The organism is Microcoleus sp. F10-B2, assembly GCF_036704965.1.
Taxonomy (GTDB): Bacteria; Cyanobacteriota; Cyanobacteriia; order Cyanobacteriales; family Microcoleaceae; genus Microcoleus.
Genome location: NZ_JAUBTB010000015.1, coordinates 1 through 19,556 on the forward strand (window position 1 = coordinate 1; position 19,556 = coordinate 19,556).

The window sequence follows — 19,556 nt, forward strand, 5'->3', positions numbered from 1 at the left end:
CGACTTTTTTTGACGCTTCTATTGATTTTAACTATTTTACGCTGATTTGGGGATATTTACAAAACCGGGATGCTCCCGAACGGGATTTACCGTCGCTATTTTCTGATGAGGATGAGTGATATCAAATCCGGTAGCATCCATGATATTACCCACAGCCAGGACACGGCAGTGCCGTGTCCCTACAATTAATGGGGGTAGGGACACGGCACTGCCGTGTCCTCTATATCATTCCGATGCAACCGGAAACGATATGACTAACAGTTAGAGAGTTTGCCAAATGTAAGGTGCGCTTAGGAACGGGCAAGATGCCCGTTCCACAACACATCAAATTTTTTGTGGGGAGTAGGGGTTGGGCGAACGGGCAAGATGCCAGTTCCACAAAAGAATGAGTTTTCTTGTGGGGTGGGCCGAAGAGCCCGCCCAGAAAAGGGTTTATCGCCCGCTAGCTAAAGCCTCCCGCAATTTGCGGCCGCGCGATTTATCCCGAAGTTCGGGAGTTGCCATCCGCAACACAAAATCCAGCAGCCAAGGAGCAATTCGGTGACACCAAACTGCTAGATGACTTTGATATCCTACTAAGATTTCCGGCGCATCTTTGTGCAATCCCGCGACAAGTGCTAGGGCAACTTTTTCGGGAGTTGTGGGCACTACCCAGCGAAATTGTTCCAAGTCTCGCACCATGTCGGTATCTGTTAGGGATGGCAGCAAAGCTGTGACTCGAACATTGTACTGAGTTAACTCGCTGCGTAAAGCTTGGGTGAATCCCAAAATGGCAAATTTGGTAGCAGAATAAGTCGCCATTGTGGGCGCGGCAATTTTTCCCATCAAGCTAGAAACATTGACGATTGTTCCCTCTTTTTGAGTCGCCATTCGCCGAGCTATCAAGCGGGTAATTGTGTAGGTTCCGAGCAAATTTAAGGCGATTTCTTCCTCGATTAACGGCAGCGGAGAACGCAAGAAAGATGCTTGGTGCGCGACGCCCGCACAGTTGACTAGCAGGTGAATCGGGCCGCAATCTCGCCAAGCTTGGGCGATCGCAATATTCACCGCTACTGACTGAGTTAAATCCAAAGCTAACGGCACTACTTCTGTGCCAAAAAGATCGATTTCCTCTGCCAGTTCAATTAATTGCTTGCGGTTGCGCGCCACAATCAACAAACGTTTGACTCCTTGTCTCGCTAATTCCAGGGCGATCGATCGCCCAATTCCGCGCGAAGCTCCTGTAACAAGAGCTGTTTTTCCTTGAAGTTGCATAGATTAAACCTTTTGGTTGATGCTCACCGCGGCACGGAGTTATGAGTTGTGAGTTGTGAATTATCAGTTATGAGTTGAATGTTTTGGCGGTAACAACTCATAATTCATAATTGTTGAAAAGGCTATCTTGTTGCGATAGACCTCATTTACTTGTGGGGTTAACTCAGAACCAAAAACTGTTGAATCGCTAACGTGCGCGTGAGTTGAACTAAACTTGTGGTTTGCCAGAAATCAGTCAAATATCTGGGCTTTTAACCTCATTCAAGCAGACAAACCTGAGATGGGCAAACCGAGTCAAAATTATGACCAAGCGGGCTTTATTACCGCTTTTTCTTCAGTTCGCGGAGGCGGACTTTGCTTGTGTAGCCGCGAATTTATTCTCCGGGATATTCACCGCGAATTGGTCATTGAGCGGGGTTGGAGAACCCCTCTTTCTTCACTCCGTGGATGCGGATTTTGCCTGTGTAGCTGCGAATAAATTGGTCGGGAATATTCGCCGGGATTGATTATTCGCCAGGGCTTAATTACCCCTCTTTTTTTAGTCCGCAGAGGCAGACGATATCCTGTGCAATCGCGACTTAAAATCGCCGGGGATTCATGCGAATTGGCACAGGATAATTGAGCAATGCAGATTGTCAATTCCACACCTCCTAGATATGAGAATTTCCTATCTACACACACCTTAACAACTAGAAGTTAAAGCGGCAACAATTTTTAATAAATCTTCCGCAACACTTCTTTACAATTTTCTCAGACTGCCGATTTCCAAGTGCCGTGAAAGCCCAAAGGTATGACACCGGGCAATTCTAGCTTGCAAACAGGTTCGCGGGAAAGTCCGTCGCTGTCAAATATCCAGACTTCGCTGCTGTCAGAATTGCCGTCATAAATAACTGTGATTATCCAACCTTTCTCTGAGGAAATATCTGGAACGTAGATGGGCTCTGCGGGATAGCGATTTTCGCCCAAGTCGGCAATTGTGAGATGGCGGCTTTGCGTGTCAAAACGGGCGATCGCACCGTAACGTTCCGCTACAATATCAACGTCAGGCCGATACATTGCCAGATAAATATATCGCGAGTCTTGCCCTATTTCTGAAGCAGGTACCGTCGGAAACTCGCAAGGTCGATCCAGCAATTCTTCGGCTGCTGTCACTTTGCCAGTTTGAGGGTTGAGACACACCCGCCACAGGGAACCCTCCGCATCGGTGCGAGTTTCGCCCGCCGCTACTTCTTTCAGCCGCTGATTAGTTTGAAAGTCAGCGAAGCGCACAAAATCAACCGCTACCGAACCATCTTCCTTGACAAAACCGTTAGCAAAATGCCACTGAAACCAAGAATCGGTTTGACCTCGACTAACTAAAGAGAGAGTTTCCGAGTCAATAACTAATATCTGCGTTCCTAACTCGGGTTTCCATTCAAAAGAGTCGCCGAAACTGCTAATTCCAGCTAATACTGGCAAAAATTTGAGTCGCACCGGCGGTACAAAAAATATGAGATACTTTCCAGCTAAAACAAAATCGTGGATCATGGGAATTCCATCTAAAGCAACAGTTGCTTGTTGCACAATTTTGCCTGTAGGATCGCTTTTATACAGATTCAACTTTGTACTGGCACCCGGTGTAGTTCCAAAGTTAAAAATATTGCCAGTAATCGGGTCGCGCTTGCAGTGAGCTGAATAAGAAGATCCACTCTCTAAACTGCCTAAATCGTCCGTTCCCTGAGTTTCCAGAGTTTGCAAATCGAGGCTGTGAGGCCAGCCACCTTCCCACAAAGCTAAAAGGCGATCGGGCAAAGCTAAAACTGAAGTATTCGCAGCATTTTTAACAGATTTAGTCCACCGCAACCACAGAGGCACCGGTGCTGTCATGCCGTAATTACTGTAGAGAAATTTATCATATTTTTCCTCAGCTTGATATCCTGCTGTCTTCACGTAGCGATAAACAGCAGCAGCACCGACATCGGTAAAATGTACTGCCAAAATTGCACCATCGCCATCAAACCAGTGTCCCGCATTCATGCCGCCGCGTTGCAAACGTGCGGGCCCGTTACGGTAGAGAGTGCCGCGCAATCCTGCGGGAATTTTACCGCTTTTAACGGATAACTGAGTCAGCGGAAATTCCGCAGCCGGACGGGCTAAAGCTTGAGCCCAAGATTTTTTAGCTGAGATTTTAGTGTCTGTTTTCATTTGAAACTGGCAATTTTCAACTGATATTGCAGATATTTTGCTATACAATTATAGCAAAAATTATCTATAACAGTTGTCGCACGATCCATTCATCAAGGAATTAACAATTCCTCAATCCCCCAATCCCCCAATCCCCCAATCTAAAATCTAAAATCTAAAATCTCAACCTGTACCTCACTTAATCGAACAAGGGTATAACACCTATGACTCTCCGCCGCCGTGCTCTGATCGGAACTTTTGGGCTGACTGCTATTGGTACTCAGCTTTTGCCACTCGCCCAAACCAACCTATCTCCCAAAACTGCGATCGTTAAGCCGCGCCGCCTGCAAGTTGGCGATACAGTAGCCTTAATCAATCCTGCCGCTTTCAATTACAAAAAAGAAATCGAGGATTTTTTTAAAGTTATCGAAAAGCTGGGTTTAAAAGTTAAACTAGGAGAGCATTTTTACGATCGCTACGGCTATTTAGCAGGCAAGGATGCCGATCGCGCCGCCGATGTCAACGCAGCCTTTGCCGATGACTCAGTGCGAGCTATTTTTACCGGGATGGGCGGCTGGGGCTGCGGTCGGATCTTGCCGCTCCTGGATTACAATATTATCCGCAACAATCCCAAAATTATTATGGGATTCAGCGATATTACTGCGCTGTTATTGGCGATTTATGCTAAAACTAATAGAGTTACTTTTCACGGCCCTTTAGGTGCCTCAACTTGGAGTCCCTTTACAGTGGATTACGTCAAGAAAGTTTTGTTTGAGGGAGGTTCTGTGACGATGCAAAACTCCCAAAGCGTGCAAGTTGCAACAATCGGGCGGGGCACAGCTAGGGGAAAACTAATCGGCGGCAATTTATCAGTAATCGCAGCAATGGTGGGTTCGGCTTATTTGCCGGAGTGGGAAAATAATATTTTGTTTGTCGAGGAAGTTGGCGAAGAAGTTTATCGCATCGATAGAATGTTGACGCAGCTCAAATTAGCGGGCATTCTCGATAAAATATCAGGTTTTATTTTCGGACAGTGTACCAAGTGCGAAGCTGAAAAACCCCAAGAGTCCCTAACCTTACCTCAAGTCTTGTCCGACCACATTCGCCCTTTGAAGATTCCCGCGTGGTACGGTTCAATGGTGGGACACATCCGGGAACAGTTCACTTTGCCGATCGGCCTAGAAGTTGAAATTGACGCAGACTCTGGTACAATTAAATTGTTAGAATCCGCTGTCAGCTAAATTTTAAACTATTCTCGATATTCGCTCGGCTCCTGCATTACCGCGCAGAGCCTGGTAACGAAAAAATTAAACATACAATTAGGACGATCGTGAAAAACCGACAATTCCTCAAACATCTAGCAGCAGTTATCTTAGCAATAATTTGCATCTTGCCGCTCAATGCCTGTGCAGCCGTAAGTAAAACCGCCGATGGCGACCCAATTTATCAGCAGCGAACCGTCCACAATCCCGACGGCATTGGCAAATTTTACATGGGTCGAGAAATTGCTCAAGTCATGGGATATCAAGGCGCTGGTTGGCTGGAAAGACCGTCTCGCGGCATGGAAGAAAAATCAGCTCGATTAGTCAACAATCTCGATTTAAAACCAACCGATATTGTAGCAGACATTGGAGCGGGAACGGGATATTTTAGCTTTCGCATCGCTCCCTTAGTTCCAGAAGGAAAGGTTTTGGCAGTTGACGTGCAGCCGGAAATGATTAATTTTATTAAATTGAATAAACAAGAAAAAAATATTGCTAACGTTGAGCCAGTTTTGGGAAGTACCGACAATCCGAATTTGCCTGAAAATAGCGTAGATTTAGTTGTGATGGTGGATGCTTATCACGAATTTGCATATCCCAGAGAAATGATGCAAGGAATTGTAAAAGCACTCAAACCGGGAGGCCGCACGGTATCGATCGAGTATCGGGGCGAAAACCCGCTGATTCCCATTAAAGGTTTGCACAAAATGACGCAGAAGCAGGTGAAAAAAGAAATGGCCGCCGTCGGTTTAGTATGGAAAGAGACAAAAGATATGTTGCCCCAGCAGCATTTGATGGTGTTTGAGAAAAAATCTCAAATTTAGCAGCAAAACAGAGCGATTGCTTACCATTTTTCATCATTTTTGTCAAGGTACAAAAGACGTATTTGTGTGCACGGGCGATCGGTCAGTCAAACATACTAAGCCTTAAGTAACCCTTAAGATAGACATTTTACTAAAAATACCATTTACAATTAAAAATTGATAACCCAGAGGCGCTTCCTTCATTTTTCAAGCGAAGAAGTGTCGCTATTAAGAAGTACCAGCGTGAACATTCCAAGTTCCATCCTCACCATGCTCGCCGGCATCGGAGTGACTCTGATCAGTCTCTGGTACGGGCAGAATCACGGTTTACTGCCGATCGCCGCCTCTGATGAAGCATCCGACATAGACGCACTTTTCAATACAATGATGACCATTTCCACTGGACTATTTATCATGGTCCAGGGAATTCTCATCGTTGCTGCAATTAAATATCGCCGCCGTCAAGGAGACAACACAGACGGGCCCCCTTGGCATGACAACTTTCCCTTAGAAATTCTTTGGACAGCCGTGCCGGCGGTGATTATTTTAGGAATCGGAGTCTACAGTTTTGAGATTTACAACTCAATGGGAGGCCTCGATCCGATGGGAAATCACGACCACGGCACCATGCAAGCGCACTCTAAAATGCGGGGAAGTGCGATCGCAGCCACACTCTCAGATACACCCCAAAACGCCCCTCAAATTCCGTCTAGAAAACTTGTTGCTTTAGGCGTCGGCGCTTCCCCAGAAAATGAAGACAAACCAGCAGATTTAGTTGTAAATGTCATGGGTTTGCAGTACGCCTGGATTTTTAGCTATCCAGAAAGCGGCGTTAGTTCCGGCGAACTGCATATGCCAGCCAACCGCGACGTACAGCTAAATATCTCAGCTCAAGACGTGCTGCACGCATTTTGGCTGCCGGAATTTCGCCTCAAACAAGATGCAATTCCCGGGCGGCCGAGCGAACTGAGATTTACACCAACTAAAACCGGCGAATACCGGGTTGTTTGTGCTGAATTGTGCGGCGCTTATCACGGAGCGATGAAAGCTGTAGCAGTCGTTCACACGCCCGAAGAATTCGACAGTTGGCTGCAAGAACAGCAAGTTGCTAGCAGTCAAAACTTAGAGCAAGCAGTTGCAGCCAATCCTGGGGAATTGTCAGACGGAGAATTTTTGGCTCCCTACGTCAGGGAAATAAAAATTAATTCCGAAACCCTAGAACAACTTCACCCAACTCATCACTAAAAATAGTCATTAGTTTCTGGCACTGGGTTTTCGATCCTGAGCTAATAACTAATGACTAATAACTAATGACTAATAACTATGACACAAGCACAGTTCCAAGAAAGTGCCAACACTGAGGCTCGCGGAACAGCGCCCGCCGATAGACATTGGCGCGACTACTTCACTTTTAATACCGACCACAAAGTCATCGGTATTCAATACCTAGTCACAACATTTATTTTCTATCTAATCGGCGGCGTGATGGCAACTTTGGTGCGAACAGAACTCGCCACCCCCGACGCCGATTTTGTCACCCCCGAACTCTACAACAGTTTATTTACTGTTCACGCCACGGTGATGATCTTCCTGTGGATTGTACCCGCCGGAGCCGGATTTGCTAACTTTTTGATCCCCTTAATGATTGGGGCAAAAGACATGGCGTTTCCCAGACTGAATGCCGTTGCCTTTTGGCTGATTCCCGTAGGCGGCGTGTTGCTGTTGAGCAGTTTTTTGGTAGGAGCTCCGCAGGCGGGTTGGACTTCCTATCCGCCTTTGAGCTTAGTTACTGCTCAAGCCGGGGAAGAAATTTGGATTCTGAGCGTTTTGATTCTCGGAACTTCTTCGATTTTGGGGGCGGTGAATTTTGCCGTTACCATCTTTACCATGCGCGTTCCGAGCATGAGTCTCAATGAAATGCCTTTGTTTTGCTGGGCGATGATTGCGACTTCAGCGCTGACTTTGATTGCTACTCCAGTCTTAGCCGCAGCTTTGATTTTGCTGTCGTTTGACTTGTTAGCAGGGACGGCCTTTTTTAACCCGACCGGCAACGGCGATCCCATCGTCTACCAGCATTTATTCTGGTTTTATTCGCACCCGGCAGTTTACATTATGATTATGCCCTTTTTCGGGGTGATTTCAGAAGTTTTGCCGGTGCATTCGCGCAAGCCAATTTTTGGTTATTTGGCGATCGCATATTCCAGTCTCGCGATCAGCTTTTTGGGCTTGATCGTGTGGGCGCACCATATGTTTACCAGCGGCACTCCCGGCTGGCTGCGGATGTTTTTTATGATCACGACTATGATCATCGCCGTACCAACTGGGATCAAAATATTTAGCTGGTTGGCAACTATTTGGGGAGGCAAACTCCGGCTTGTCAGCGCGATGCTATTTGGGATGGGTTTTATCTCAACATTTGTGCTCGGCGGCATCACCGGGATCATGGTGGCTTCCGTACCTTTCGACATTCACGTTCACGACACTTATTTTGTCGTCGCTCACCTGCACTACGTGCTGTTTGGCGGCTCAGTGTTTGGAATTTACGCTGCTTTTTACCACTGGTTCCCCAAAATGACGGGGCGGATGATTAATGAATTTTGGGGTAGAGTTCACTTTGTTTTAACGTATGTTGGCTTTACTGTAACTTTCCTGCCGATGCACGCTTTGGGGATGCAAGGAATGCCCCGGCGGGTGGCAATGTACGACCCGAAATTTACCACAATTAATGTCATTTGTACTGTCGGTGCTTATATGCTGGCAGTGTCTACAATCCCCTTTATCATTAATGTGATTTGGAGCTGGAGGTACGGCCCGAAAGCAGGTGACAATCCTTGGCAAGCTTTGAGTTTGGAATGGATGACGACTTCGCCGCCCCCCATCGAAAATTTTGAAGGAGTGCCGGTATTGGCAACAGGGCCTTACGATTACGGCATGGAAAAAATTCAGCATACTGGGGAACGTCTCAGGCTCAAGTTGAGGGAAAATGCCACCCGCAACGCCCAGAAAACAGGTATTCCTATTGCGGAGGCTCAAGCTTCAACTTTCTTGGGCCGTACTGCAACTTTGGTCGCTCCTGAATCAGAGATAAATGTTGATTCTCCTGCTGATGAAAGTCAAGATGGCGAATAGTTATTAGTCATCAGTCATTAGTCATTGGGCATTGTTGAATGTTGACTGTTAACTAATGGCTGATGACTAATGCAAACTGCCCACTGCCAACTGACAACTGACAACTGACAACTGACTTCTTCATTACCAATTTATTATGCAAATTCCAGCGATCGATCCGGCAAAAACAGCCCTGAATTACCACCACAATGCCGAGGTAGAAGCACACGGCGAAGAGCATCCCGACCACCGAATGTTAGGTGTAATTGTGTTCCTGTGCGCTGAAGGCATGATATTTTTCGGTATGTTTGCCGCGTATTTGATTTATCGGGCGATGGCCCCCGTGTGGCCTCCTGAAGGTACGCCGGCGCGAGAGTTATTGCTGCCGGGAATTAATACGGTAATTCTGATTGCTAGCAGTTTCGTGATTCACAATGCTGATACTGCAATCAAAAAAAATGATGCCGCAGGAATGCGGAATTGGCTGCTCGTAACTATTGCTATGGGCGCAGTTTTCTTGTTCGGTCAGGTTTACGAATACACTCATTTAGAGTTTGGCTTGACGACGAATTTGTATGCCAGTTGCTTTTACGTTTTGACTGCTTTTCACGGCTTGCACGTTACCTTGGGAGTGCTGCTGATGGTGGCGGTGGTGTGGCGATCGCGCGCGCAAGGTCACTATTCTAGCGAGCACCACTTCGGAATCGAAGCGACTGAGATTTACTGGCACTTTGTGGATGTGATTTGGATTGTCTTGTTTTTGTTGCTGTATATTTTGTGATCCCAGAGGCTTTTGGGCCTCTGCCGCAAGAGATTTGTATGACCCCCAATTGGGGGTTTTTTATTGTTTGGAGAGTGCGATCGCCTTTCATTCACCCTCTCACAGCCGATCGCGCTAAACTAAAAGTAGCAATTCTCCTATCCAGCAGCATTGAGAAAATTATGCAGTGCGAATTGTGCGATCGACAAATGGAAGCATTAACCGCCCATCACCTCATCCCCAAACAAAACACCAAGCGGAAAAACGAAGATCCCAGCCCGACAATCGACATTTGCTCGGCCTGTCACCGCCAGATTCACTCTCTATTTGACAACAAACATCTCGCCCAAGAGCTCAACACCCTGGAAAAGCTCAAAAATAACCCAGAACTCCAGAAATTTGTCTCTTGGATTAAGAAACAAAAAACCGACAAACGCATTCAAGTACGCGGCAAAAAAGCTCGATCGTAGGGAGCGATCTCAGATATATAGTTCTGGACGCAGTTACTGTCTGAAGCCCGGTTTATTCATAAATTTTTCGTTTCCCAACCCAAAATTTTGCAGCGCAGCCCGGTTTGTTTGCCTAAATCCTAGTATAGTGATTTACTTATTCGTAACAAACTGCCAACTATTATCATGAACCTCACCTCCCTCGAACTCGCAAAAGACCGAGCGCGCATCTTCAAAAACTACCTCCAAATGGAAATAGATGCCCAAGCTAACATAAACAAACTAGCTTTTTTAGACCGAGGCATTGAAAAATCCCTTTACCAACAACACATTAAAAACTATCCCGATTATCTCAAACAGAAACCCGACGGCTTAAAAGTAATTAGCTATATTCCCGGACCCAATAATCCCCTCAAACTTACCCCGTTTCCCAGCCTGGGAGAAGTACCTCAAATTAACTCTCAAGCTTTAAATTTTCTCCACGAAGACATCAAAGAAGCCTGCGTTTGCATTGGTAGTTTTGTAGACGGCAAAATTCAGGCGCAGTGGCTGGGGAAAAACGCACTTACCAATGCTGAGCAGTGGAGTGCCACTAAAATTATCGCACTCCTTAATATCGTCAGTCAAATAAATAGCAAATATCCCGACTGCGACATTGACAACTGCGTTGTTAGAGATGGCAACGGGCTAAGACACGATTTTTACTTTTACGATGTAGCAAAAGACATGATTAGCTATGCCTCAAATATAGCAAGCTCAAACTCCTTAGCTGCGATGTTCAAACGCTTCGATACTCGCACAGGACTAGAGCAATGGCTGAAAAGCGCTACTGCCAATAATGACCTAATTTTTCGCGGCGATTACGGCGAAAATCCTTATCTCAACAACCCCAAAATATTCGATCTCACCAAAAAACAAGTGCTGCTAAGTGCCGCATTAAACAGCACGAAACAAAAAAATTCCGTATCTGCTTATGACTTGACTAGGCTAATTTCCATGTTAGGATGGCACTTCCACATCGAACAGCGATCGCGCATGAAAGCATCTCAGTGGAACAGCTTAGAAAGCATTGTCAGAGCAATGGGACATGACAGCGCTCGATATGCGGACGTAGCAATTAAAACTTTGGGGATGGATAGCCTTATCACTTCTCCAGTAATTATCTCAAAATTGGGTTACGGACTGAGCTCGATCCGGGGAACCCTAGAAACAGTTTATGTGGCTTTAGTGCGGTTTGTTGACGAACGGCCGAAGGCGGCGGGAAAGCCGGCAAAACTCAGAACTTTAGCGATGACTTTGCGGGCAGAAAAACCTGTAGGCGGTTCCAGTGTCGATCGCCTAGCCATCGAACTCGACGCCAGATTTTGCGCCGAAGTCACGGAAATTCTCCGCCGATTGTTTGCGGAAGAATTTTAAAGGCGGGCGATGGGCTAATGAGAAAGTCGGTGAAACTTGCGGTAAAGCATCCTGTTCACGGGCTTTCCCTCCCGCAAATGTTGCTCAGTTATTGTCGCAACTTCCTCCTGGCAAACACCGCTGTACCAAACCTCTTCTGGCAGCACTAACACCATCGGCCCGTTGCCGCACTGTCCCAAACAACTGCTAGCAACAACTTCGACTTCTGAGGGCGACAATTTCTGAAAAGCTGCCAGTACCTTTGCTGCACTTTGCTTGCGACAAGTGCGGTTTTGGCAAACAAGAACTTGCTTAGAAGATTCGATAATTTTCATGTTTTTTTACTTGACATTCTGCTCAATATATGCTATTTTTTTATCATGGGAATAGGTGTCGTCATATATGCCCAGATTGTAAGAAAGTCGTTAAAAACTTTGGACGGGCTAGAAGAAGCCCATCCCACAAAGCATTAAACTTGAACTGCATTCAATCGCTTTGAATTCCTCAAATTATCGTGGGGTGGGCGTCCCGCCGCCCGAAAAATACAATTTAGATGCGGGATAGCTTAAGACTTCAACGCACCCTATAATTAATCAGATGATAAACCTTTTGAGGCCAACCATTGTCGATCGAACAAACGCGACTGATACCGAGCCCCACCGTCGCAGAGTACCGTAACAATCGTATGTCCAGGCCCCATTTGCTTCGCCAAAGCCACCGCCGCCCCCACATTAATCCCCACAGAACCCCCCATAAACAGCCCTTCTTTCCTCAGCAATTGGTAAATCACCCGGACAGCTTCAGTATCGTCAATTTGAATGGCGTCATCTACCGGGGCATTCTCCATATTTGCAGTCACGCGAGTGGTGCCAATTCCCTCAGTAATCGAACTACCTTCAGTCTTAATTTCCCCAGTTTTGAAATAACTGTAAAGCCCGCTGCCCATCGGGTCTGCCAAGACAATTCTCACAGCAGGATTTTTTTCTTTCAAAAACATTCCTACGCCAGCAAAAGTGCCGCCTGTACCCGTTGCGGCTACCCAAGCATCAATTTTACCGTTTGTTTGTTCCCAAATTTCCGGGCCAGTTGTCTCGTAATGAGCTCGGCGATTGGCTAAATTGTCAAACTGATTTGCCCAGACAGCATTCTCCATTTCCGCAGCCAATCTTCCCGATAATTTGACATAATTATTTGGGTCTTTGTAAGGAACAGCGGGGACAGTCCGAACTTCAGCGCCCAAGGTTTTCAAAGCATCGATTTTTTCTTGAGATTGGTTATCTGGAATCACAATCAAACATTTGTAACCTTTAGCGTTGCAAATGTGCGCCAAACCGATGCCAGTATTGCCCGCAGTGCCTTCAACAACGGTGCCGCCCGGTTTCAGCAAGCCTTTTTCTTCTGCGTCTTTGATGATGTATAAAGCAGCCCTATCTTTAACGGAACCGCCGGGATTGAGAAACTCTGCTTTGCCGAGAATTTCGCAGCCAGTTTCATCGCTGAAGCTGTTTAAGCGAATTAGTGGCGTGTTGCCGATTGTGCCTACAAAGCCGTTTTTAATATCCATATTTTTTGCGTGTTTGCATCCTATTATTAATTTTTACAATAAGTTGATATTTATTGCTACCACTTCTACCAAATCTTGGTCATATTGAGTACAAATCCCGGCAAAACGGGGTCGCCGCTAACTGTCGCCGGATTCTCCAAACATTCCTCTGGCAAACCGGGACGATAGATGTAAACTCTGCGATTTTTGCGGTCTATAAGCCAACCTAACTGCACTCCTGGTTCTTTCATATATTCTTGCATTTTTTCTTGCAAGGGCTTGAGATTGTCAGAAGCCGACCTGAGTTCTACTACAAAATCAGGGCAAATCGGGGCAAACTTTTGCTTTTGTTCTGGTGACAAAGCATTCCATCTTTCCAATGTTATCCAAGCAGCATCCGGCGACTTTTCGGCACCGGTTGACAGAGTAAATCCTGTACTCGAAGTAAACGCTAAACCAGTACCATTTTGTTCTGCCCAAACCCACAGCGGCCCAAATATATTACCTTCTCGGTTTCCCGTCTCTGAACCAGTAGGGGGCATAATTAGCAATTCTCCCGATTTGTTGCGTTCAATGCGCAATTCACTATTGATTTGACAGAACTCGAAAAACTGGTCATCTGTCATTTGCAATTCGGGCGGTATTCGCAACACAATTGTTGATGTCAACATAATTGATTTCCTCGATCGTTGCTACTATACTAAGCTTACCAAATCTTGCTCATATTGAGTACGAATCCGGGCAAAACGGGGTCGCCGCTAACTGTCGCCGGATTCTCCAAACATTCCTCTGGCAAACCGGGACGGTAGATGTAAACTCTGCGATTTTTGCGGTCTATAAGCCAGCCTAACTCCACTCCTGGTTCTCTCATATATTCTTGCATTTTTTCTTGCAGCGGCTCTAAGTCCTCAAAATCTGGTCTGAGTTCAACTACAAAGTCAGGGCAAATCGGGGCAAATTTTTCTTGCTGTGCTTTTGATAAAGTATTCCATCTTTCCAGTTTAATCCAGGAAGCGTCAGGCGATCGCACGGAGCCGATCGATAAAGTAAATCCCGTACAAGAAGCAAAGGCAATGCCAGTTCCGTCTCCCTTTGTCCAAATTCCCAGTTCTCCAGTTAAAATAGCATTGCGGTTGCTGCTGATTCCCCCAACGAGAGTCAACAATAGTATTTCTCCCCGCAGGCTGCGTTCAATCCGCAAGTTGCGATTGATTTGACAAAAATTAAAAAATTCGTCGTCTGTCATTTGCAATTCTGGTGGCATTTGCAATACGATCGGAGATGACAACATTTTGCCTTTCCTCAAATCTCAATTATTCAGACGAGATTGCACAAGTTCTTTGTGTGTAGTGAGGAGTTTAGTCGTCAAAAATTAGGATTAAGGACTAAACTCCTCACTACAAAAAGGTTGGACGCGCGAATTATAGAGGTAAGGCGTGCAGTGTACACCTTACATAATTAGGTTCTGCGTCCAGGAATGTTAAACCTATTTATTCGGCTGAGGAGTCATCCGCAAATAAGGCTTAATCGGCGTATAACCTTTAGGAAATTTTTCTTCCAACTCTTTCGGGTCGGTAATCGAAGGTACGATTACGCAATCGTCGCCGTCTTTCCAATCAACAGGAGTCGCAACGCTGTATTTGTCGGTAAGTTGCAAGGAATCAATTACTCGCAAAATTTCATTAAAATTCCGACCAGTGCTCGCCGGATAAGTAATGCTCAAACGCAATTTCTTTTCCGGGTCAATTACAAAAACTGTGCGGATTGTTAAGTTGTTCAGCGAGTTGGGATGGATCATGTCGTAAATGTCGGAGACTTTACGATCGCCATCTGCTAAAATCGGATAATTGAGGGTGACATTTTGCGTTTCCTCAATATCTTTAATCCAGCCCATGTGAGAATCCACATCATCGACGCTGAGGGCAATGGTTTTGACGCCCCGCTTTTCAAATTCAGACTTTAGACGGGCCACTGCACCGAGTTCTGTGGTGCAAACTGGAGTATAGTCTTTCGGGTGAGAAAACAACACTACCCAGCTATCGCCGGCCCAGTCGTAGAAATTGATTTCCCCTTCAGACGAAGCTTGGGTAAAGTTGGGAACTGTATCGCCTAATCGCAGAGTCATAACTGATTTCCTCTAATTTTATTTAAGGACTGTTCCTTATCATGCCATAATTGCCCGGTTTCTCGATCGAGCTGTAAAGGATTCTAAACTTTTTGGTCGATCGATCGGCAATTCCACTACTGTAATGTATGTGTGGCTTATACCGCTGAATTTTCTTGCTATGCTTGACTTTTTGCTTAAGGCAATACAGCCTGTTTTAGTCCCGCTGTGTTTTGTCTCCGCCTGGGGTTTAGTTTTTTTGCTGTTTTCGAGTATCGGGCGTACAGTCGCCGACTCCCTGCGCCGAGCTCAGCGGATGCACCAAATCCCTTGTGCTAACTGCGTATTTTTCACCGGCGACTACCACCTCAAGTGTCCCGTTCAGCCTACCATAGCTTTATCTGAAGATGCGATCGACTGTCCTGATTATCGATCGCATTCGGGAACTTACGGTTAAAAAATTCGGCCGCCGCTTTACATATTTCTTAACATCTCTCGCTTTTTCAATTAAACTTACCTTATGGTAAAGAGATTTTCAGGAGTGTGGAAAGAATGCTAATTCAAAAGTTAAATGCCTGCGAGGAGTTTATTGCTGGCGACGGTACTCAACTGCGAGAATTGCTGCATCCTGACAAACAATCTATCGAGTTGCGTTACAGTTTAGCCCATGCCGCTTTGCCGGCGGGACAAACTTCTGTGCTGCACTCCCTGACAACTTCTGAAGTTTACTATATCCTCAGCGGCGTTGGAGAAATGCACATCGACGACGAAAATCAATTCGTGGAAGCCGGAGATGCAGTTTACATTCCGCCAAACGCCAAGCAGTTTATTTACAACTGCGGCACAGAGCCGCTAATATTTATTTGTATTGTCGATCCGGCGTGGCGAAAGGAAGACGAGACAATTTTCGAGTAAGTAGGTCAGCGCAAAAAAAACATAGTATCTACAAATATTGCGGTTAATTTATCCCATCAGTGATTACTGGACATATTTGGCATTGCCACCTATTCACATCGTCTGTGTTGGCGAGAGTACCCACAACTTGTTTGTATTGGTTGGATATGACGGAGAGATTGAGGTTGAAGTTGCTCCTCATGGGGAGTTTTTTTAAACAATTACCCAAGAAGATTATACTGCAATGTTCGATAGAGAATAGAAGCGTTATTACCTAAAAATCGCCTAACTCCTCACCGTAACGAAGTCGCGGTGAAGAGTTACATTGCTACCTCACTGCGATCGTAAAACAATCTGATACCAGGAGAGTTATATCAATTCCGCTATCATCGGATTTAATATTACCCACAGTCAGGACACGGCGCCGTGTCCTCGGTATCATCAGAATTGCAACCGGAAACGATATTAGAAAACTCCTGCTGAATTAGTTTGAATTGTTGCCAGCTAATCTCGGAGTGGACTAGCCTTTGGTATTTAGACCGCTCTAATGTTCCTGTCAGGAAACCCTGGCATATAACTCTTCTATTGCTATTTGAAATAAATTAAGTTTGCCGTCAGTAAGTTAGTCCTTATTAAGTCGGATTGAAGGACGGAATTCCTTACTAATAACCTATTTTAGTAAGATATTTAGTTTTTGAAAATCGCTCTAATTGAACAGACTAAAGACTAAAAACTCAGAACTAATAACTAAGGACTAATAACTAATGACTAATAACTATTATCCTTCAAATTTAGCAACCGAAACCCGATCGCGCCCTGCTTTTTTTGCCCGATAAAGCGCCTCGTCGGCGATCGCAATTAGCGTCGCCGGCTGGGACATCGGTGCCGGAATGCAGCAAGCTACACCCAAACTCAGCGTCACGTATTCGCTGACAGCAGACTTAGCGTGAACTATCTGCAAACTCCGCACCTGTTGGCCGATCATTTCAGCTACGCAAGTCGCACCTTGAATATCCGTATTCGGCAAAACTACTGCAAACTCTTCTCCACCGTAACGCGCTACTAAATCTGCGGATCGCTTTACCGAATGCTGGAGAACCGACGCCACTTGCCGCAAACATTCATCCCCCGCTTGGTGGCCGTAAGTGTCGTTGTAAAGTTTGAAATAATCGATGTCGCACATAATCAAAGACAGCGGTGCTTCTTCCCTAGCCAAACGCCGCCATTCCGTATCGAGATATTCATTAAAAGAGCGGCGGTTTCTTACCTCAGTCAAACTGTCGTAAGTTGCCAAATACTGCAAAGCTCGATTCACGGTTTCTAACTGCTGTTTCTGCTGCTGCAACTGACGGTTGAGTCCCGTCAACTGCTGTTCGGCAGCATGGGTTCGCAGCAAATTTCTTACCCTCGCCAGCAGTTCCCTCTCGTCAAAAGGTTTTGAAATATAATCGTCAGCACCCGCATCCAAACTTTCGATCCTAGCTTCCATCCCCGATCGCGCTGTCAAAAAGATTACCGGAGTCGAACTCAATTCCGGCGTGTTCCGAATCTCCTTGAGCAAATCCAGTCCGTTTTGTCGGGGCATGATTTGGTCGCTCAAAATCAAATTTGGCTGCAAACTTTTGGCTTTTTCTAAACCTTCAACCCCATCAATTGCCACGGCGACTCGATAGTAAGGAGTCAATAAACTTTGGAGGTAAGACAGCAGAAAACTGTTGTCTTCTACTACTAGCAACAGCGGTAATTTTCTGCTGTCAATTGTTGATCGATCCCGATTATTTTTGTCGTCAAAACTGTTAGAGTCCGGCAGCGCGGCTTCGTCGGGTGCGATCGCCCGGACATTTGGCGCGTCGGACTCTCGGGACCCGAATCCAGTCAGTCCTGCCAATTGGGCGATCGCGTTCACCAACTGATTCGCGGACACCGGCTTCGACAAATGCCTCTGAAACCCCGCCTCCAGCGCCGATGCCGAATCTTCTTCCCGGATGCCTCCCGTCAGCGCCACCGCCGGCAGCAGTTCCCTTTGCTCAGACATTTCCATTGCTCTGATCCGGCGGATCAAATCGCAGCCGTCTGCTTCCGGCATCGCCATATCGCTCACCAACACGTCGGGCCGCGACTGTTCCAACTCGGCCATCGCTTCGCCGGCGCTACCCACCGCTGTTACCTTGGCTCCAAATGCTTCGAGGCCAGTTTTCAGAAATTCCCGGATCTCGGCACTGCTTTCAACGACCAGGACTTGTTTTCCGGCTAGGGGTTTGGAAACCGATCCGGGTCTGGTTTCCGTTTGGGCGATCGCAGCAGTGCGATCGCCGGGTGCATTTTTGTTGGCGATGGGTAGCTGCACCTCAAACGTTGCCCCCTGAGCGATACCGGGACTCCTAGCCCAAATAGTTCCTCCGTGCAGTTCCACCAACTGGCGTACAATCGAGAGTCCCAGACCGAGCCGGTTTTGTTCCTTGGTCTGGCAGCTATCTGTCGGGCGGAAGTAGTCAAAGAGGTGCGGCAGAAATTTGGGGTCGATGCCGCAACCGCTGTCGCTGACGCGAATCAGCGCGCCCGATGCAGTAGACTCGATCTGTATTTGGACTAGCCCGGGGGCGGATTCCGGGGTAAATTTGATGGCGTTAGCAAGCAAGTTCCAGACTATTTGCTGCAAGCGTTCTGCATCTGCCAAAATGTAGCCGAGGGCGGGGTCGAAATGTGTTTCTACGCGGATGTTTTTGGCATCGGCGGCGGGACGGAGGGTGTCGATCGCGGATTCTATCAGAGACGGGAGGTGAACTCGGCCGACGTTCAGGCGCACTTTCCCCCGCAGCAGCCGCGAGAGGTCGAGGAGATTGTCTATTTGCTGGTTTTGCAGTCTGGCGTTGCGCTCGATGATTTCCAAAGCGCGGTTGGTGGTGGCTTCGTTTAACTTGCGCGATCGAGCTAGCTGCACCCATCCCAAAATTGCGCTCAGGGGCGATCGCAGTTCGTGGGAGACGATCGCCAGAAATTCGTCTTTTGCCCGGTTGGCTTCGGCTTGGGCTGCTTCCACGGCTTTGCGATCGGTGATGTCGAATCCGATCGCCAAATACTGAGAGGGTTTTCCCTTAAAGTTCAACAGCGGAACTACTGCTGCATACACCCAATAATCTCTGCCATTCTTGGTTTGATTCTTAATTTCTCCTTGCCAAACTTCACCTTTTGCAACAGTTGACTGCAGATTTTTAATTAATTCCGAAGACTTATATTCCGAGTGGAGGATGCCGAAGTGGCAGCCAATCAGTTCGGCGCGGGAATAGTTGGAGATGGAGCAAACTCGATCGGTGACGTAGTTGATAATTCCTCGGGCGTTTGTCCTCACTGCCAGTGCCGAGCGGTCGATGGCTCCTTTAAAATCTAGACCTTCTTGCAGCGACGAATCTAGTTCTTTTATCGTAGAAATTTGACCTAAGCGATCGTGCGCGTTTGGTTGCGGGCGATCGGCTTTATCTTTACTCCGCTGTTGGATTTCCATTGCTTCTATTTTCCCCTGATGGCTGACACCTAATCTACTCGCATCCTGATTCATTATCACTGTTTTTTTTACCCGCGCTGGCGGGTGTAATATTTTGTATCTCTAGATTTTCCTGAAAACTCTGCAGGCAGCACATCCACTCGGGACTAACCTCAAATTTTATTTACATTTTGGCTAAATTTTGTCAATCTGAGGACATATTTTCTTAAATCTGCCCCATCAGGTACTCGATAAAAACAGTCAATTTTTTTCTCGCAATTACCCCCCGCATCTGGCACAAAATGTCCTCTTGCGGCGGCTTGCTGCCCTCCGTCATTCT

Annotated in this window: 18 protein-coding genes; 10 read left to right on the forward strand and 8 right to left on the reverse strand. The window is 46.6% G+C overall.

Annotated elements, in window-relative coordinates:
- Positions 1 to 432: 432 nt before the first annotated feature.
- Positions 433 to 1,254, reverse strand: a complete 822-nt coding sequence (locus tag QUA99_RS08180; RefSeq protein WP_333235567.1) for an SDR family NAD(P)-dependent oxidoreductase — start codon at positions 1,252 to 1,254, stop codon at positions 433 to 435.
- 750 nt (positions 1,255 to 2,004) lie between these two features.
- On the reverse strand, positions 2,005 to 3,438 hold the full coding sequence (locus QUA99_RS08185) for a carotenoid oxygenase family protein (protein WP_333235568.1): 1,434 nt from the start codon (positions 3,436 to 3,438) through the stop codon (positions 2,005 to 2,007).
- Between the two features lie 203 nt (positions 3,439 to 3,641).
- Between QUA99_RS08185 and QUA99_RS08190 the strand changes: the two genes are divergently transcribed.
- The 7 genes from QUA99_RS08190 to QUA99_RS08220 all read left to right on the forward strand — a co-directional run bounded on the left by QUA99_RS08190 (position 3,642) and on the right by QUA99_RS08220 (position 11,215).
- Positions 3,642 to 4,658 carry an LD-carboxypeptidase gene (locus QUA99_RS08190; RefSeq protein ID WP_333235569.1) on the forward strand — a complete coding sequence of 339 codons (1,017 nt, stop codon included), beginning with the start codon at positions 3,642 to 3,644 and terminating at the stop codon, positions 4,656 to 4,658.
- Between the two features lie 86 nt (positions 4,659 to 4,744).
- Positions 4,745 to 5,503 carry a class I SAM-dependent methyltransferase gene (locus QUA99_RS08195; RefSeq protein WP_333235644.1) on the forward strand — a complete coding sequence of 253 codons (759 nt, stop codon included), beginning with the start codon at positions 4,745 to 4,747 and terminating at the stop codon, positions 5,501 to 5,503.
- 222 nt (positions 5,504 to 5,725) lie between these two features.
- Positions 5,726 to 6,727 (forward strand): cytochrome c oxidase subunit II, encoded by a 1,002-nt coding sequence (locus QUA99_RS08200; RefSeq protein ID WP_333235570.1) that lies wholly within the window; start codon positions 5,726 to 5,728, stop codon positions 6,725 to 6,727.
- A gap of 78 nt (positions 6,728 to 6,805) precedes the next feature.
- A complete protein-coding gene (gene ctaD, locus QUA99_RS08205; RefSeq protein WP_333235571.1) occupies positions 6,806 to 8,611 on the forward strand; it encodes a cytochrome c oxidase subunit I in 1,806 nt (601 codons plus the stop codon).
- Between the two features lie 136 nt (positions 8,612 to 8,747).
- Positions 8,748 to 9,371, forward strand: coding sequence for a heme-copper oxidase subunit III (locus tag QUA99_RS08210; RefSeq protein ID WP_333235572.1), 624 nt, complete (start codon positions 8,748 to 8,750; stop codon positions 9,369 to 9,371).
- Positions 9,372 to 9,409: 38 nt separating this feature from the next.
- Entirely contained in the window at positions 9,410 to 9,820 is a 411-nt protein-coding gene (locus QUA99_RS08215; protein WP_333235573.1) for an HNH endonuclease, read from the forward strand.
- Positions 9,821 to 9,985: 165 nt separating this feature from the next.
- Positions 9,986 to 11,215, forward strand: a complete 1,230-nt coding sequence (locus QUA99_RS08220; RefSeq protein ID WP_333235574.1) for a hypothetical protein — start codon at positions 9,986 to 9,988, stop codon at positions 11,213 to 11,215.
- Positions 11,216 to 11,229: 14 nt separating this feature from the next.
- Here QUA99_RS08220 and QUA99_RS08225 read toward each other — a convergent pair whose 3' ends face one another.
- The 5 genes from QUA99_RS08225 to QUA99_RS08245 all read right to left on the reverse strand — a co-directional run bounded on the left by QUA99_RS08225 (position 11,230) and on the right by QUA99_RS08245 (position 14,862).
- Complete coding sequence (locus tag QUA99_RS08225) at positions 11,230 to 11,529, reverse strand: (2Fe-2S) ferredoxin domain-containing protein (protein WP_333235575.1); 300 nt, start codon at positions 11,527 to 11,529, stop codon at positions 11,230 to 11,232.
- Positions 11,530 to 11,783: 254 nt separating this feature from the next.
- Positions 11,784 to 12,758: a cysteine synthase A gene (locus tag QUA99_RS08230; protein ID WP_333235576.1), complete on the reverse strand. Its 975-nt coding sequence runs from the start codon at positions 12,756 to 12,758 to the stop codon at positions 11,784 to 11,786.
- A 65-nt stretch (positions 12,759 to 12,823) separates the two neighbouring features.
- Positions 12,824 to 13,408: a Uma2 family endonuclease gene (locus QUA99_RS08235; RefSeq protein ID WP_333235577.1), complete on the reverse strand. Its 585-nt coding sequence runs from the start codon at positions 13,406 to 13,408 to the stop codon at positions 12,824 to 12,826.
- 35 nt (positions 13,409 to 13,443) lie between these two features.
- Complete coding sequence (locus tag QUA99_RS08240) at positions 13,444 to 14,028, reverse strand: Uma2 family endonuclease (RefSeq protein ID WP_333235578.1); 585 nt, start codon at positions 14,026 to 14,028, stop codon at positions 13,444 to 13,446.
- Between the two features lie 195 nt (positions 14,029 to 14,223).
- A complete protein-coding gene (locus QUA99_RS08245; RefSeq protein WP_006632618.1) occupies positions 14,224 to 14,862 on the reverse strand; it encodes a peroxiredoxin in 639 nt (212 codons plus the stop codon).
- A gap of 160 nt (positions 14,863 to 15,022) precedes the next feature.
- On the opposite strand from QUA99_RS08245, the gene QUA99_RS08250 reads away from it, so the two are divergent.
- The 3 genes from QUA99_RS08250 (at position 15,023) to QUA99_RS33070 (ending at position 15,952) form a co-directional block, all read left to right on the forward strand.
- Positions 15,023 to 15,298 (forward strand): hypothetical protein, encoded by a 276-nt coding sequence (locus QUA99_RS08250; protein ID WP_333235579.1) that lies wholly within the window; start codon positions 15,023 to 15,025, stop codon positions 15,296 to 15,298.
- A 95-nt stretch (positions 15,299 to 15,393) separates the two neighbouring features.
- A complete protein-coding gene (locus QUA99_RS08255; RefSeq protein ID WP_333235580.1) occupies positions 15,394 to 15,756 on the forward strand; it encodes a cupin domain-containing protein in 363 nt (120 codons plus the stop codon).
- A gap of 37 nt (positions 15,757 to 15,793) precedes the next feature.
- Complete coding sequence (locus tag QUA99_RS33070; protein ID WP_445250990.1) at positions 15,794 to 15,952, forward strand: DUF6888 family protein; 159 nt, start codon at positions 15,794 to 15,796, stop codon at positions 15,950 to 15,952.
- A gap of 561 nt (positions 15,953 to 16,513) precedes the next feature.
- On the opposite strand, the gene QUA99_RS08260 is transcribed toward QUA99_RS33070, so the two are convergent.
- The gene (locus tag QUA99_RS08260; RefSeq protein ID WP_333235645.1) at positions 16,514 to 19,291 is read right to left on the reverse strand and encodes a diguanylate cyclase; all 2,778 of its coding nucleotides are present in this window, start codon (positions 19,289 to 19,291) and stop codon (positions 16,514 to 16,516) included.
- Positions 19,292 to 19,556: the final 265 nt, after the last annotated feature.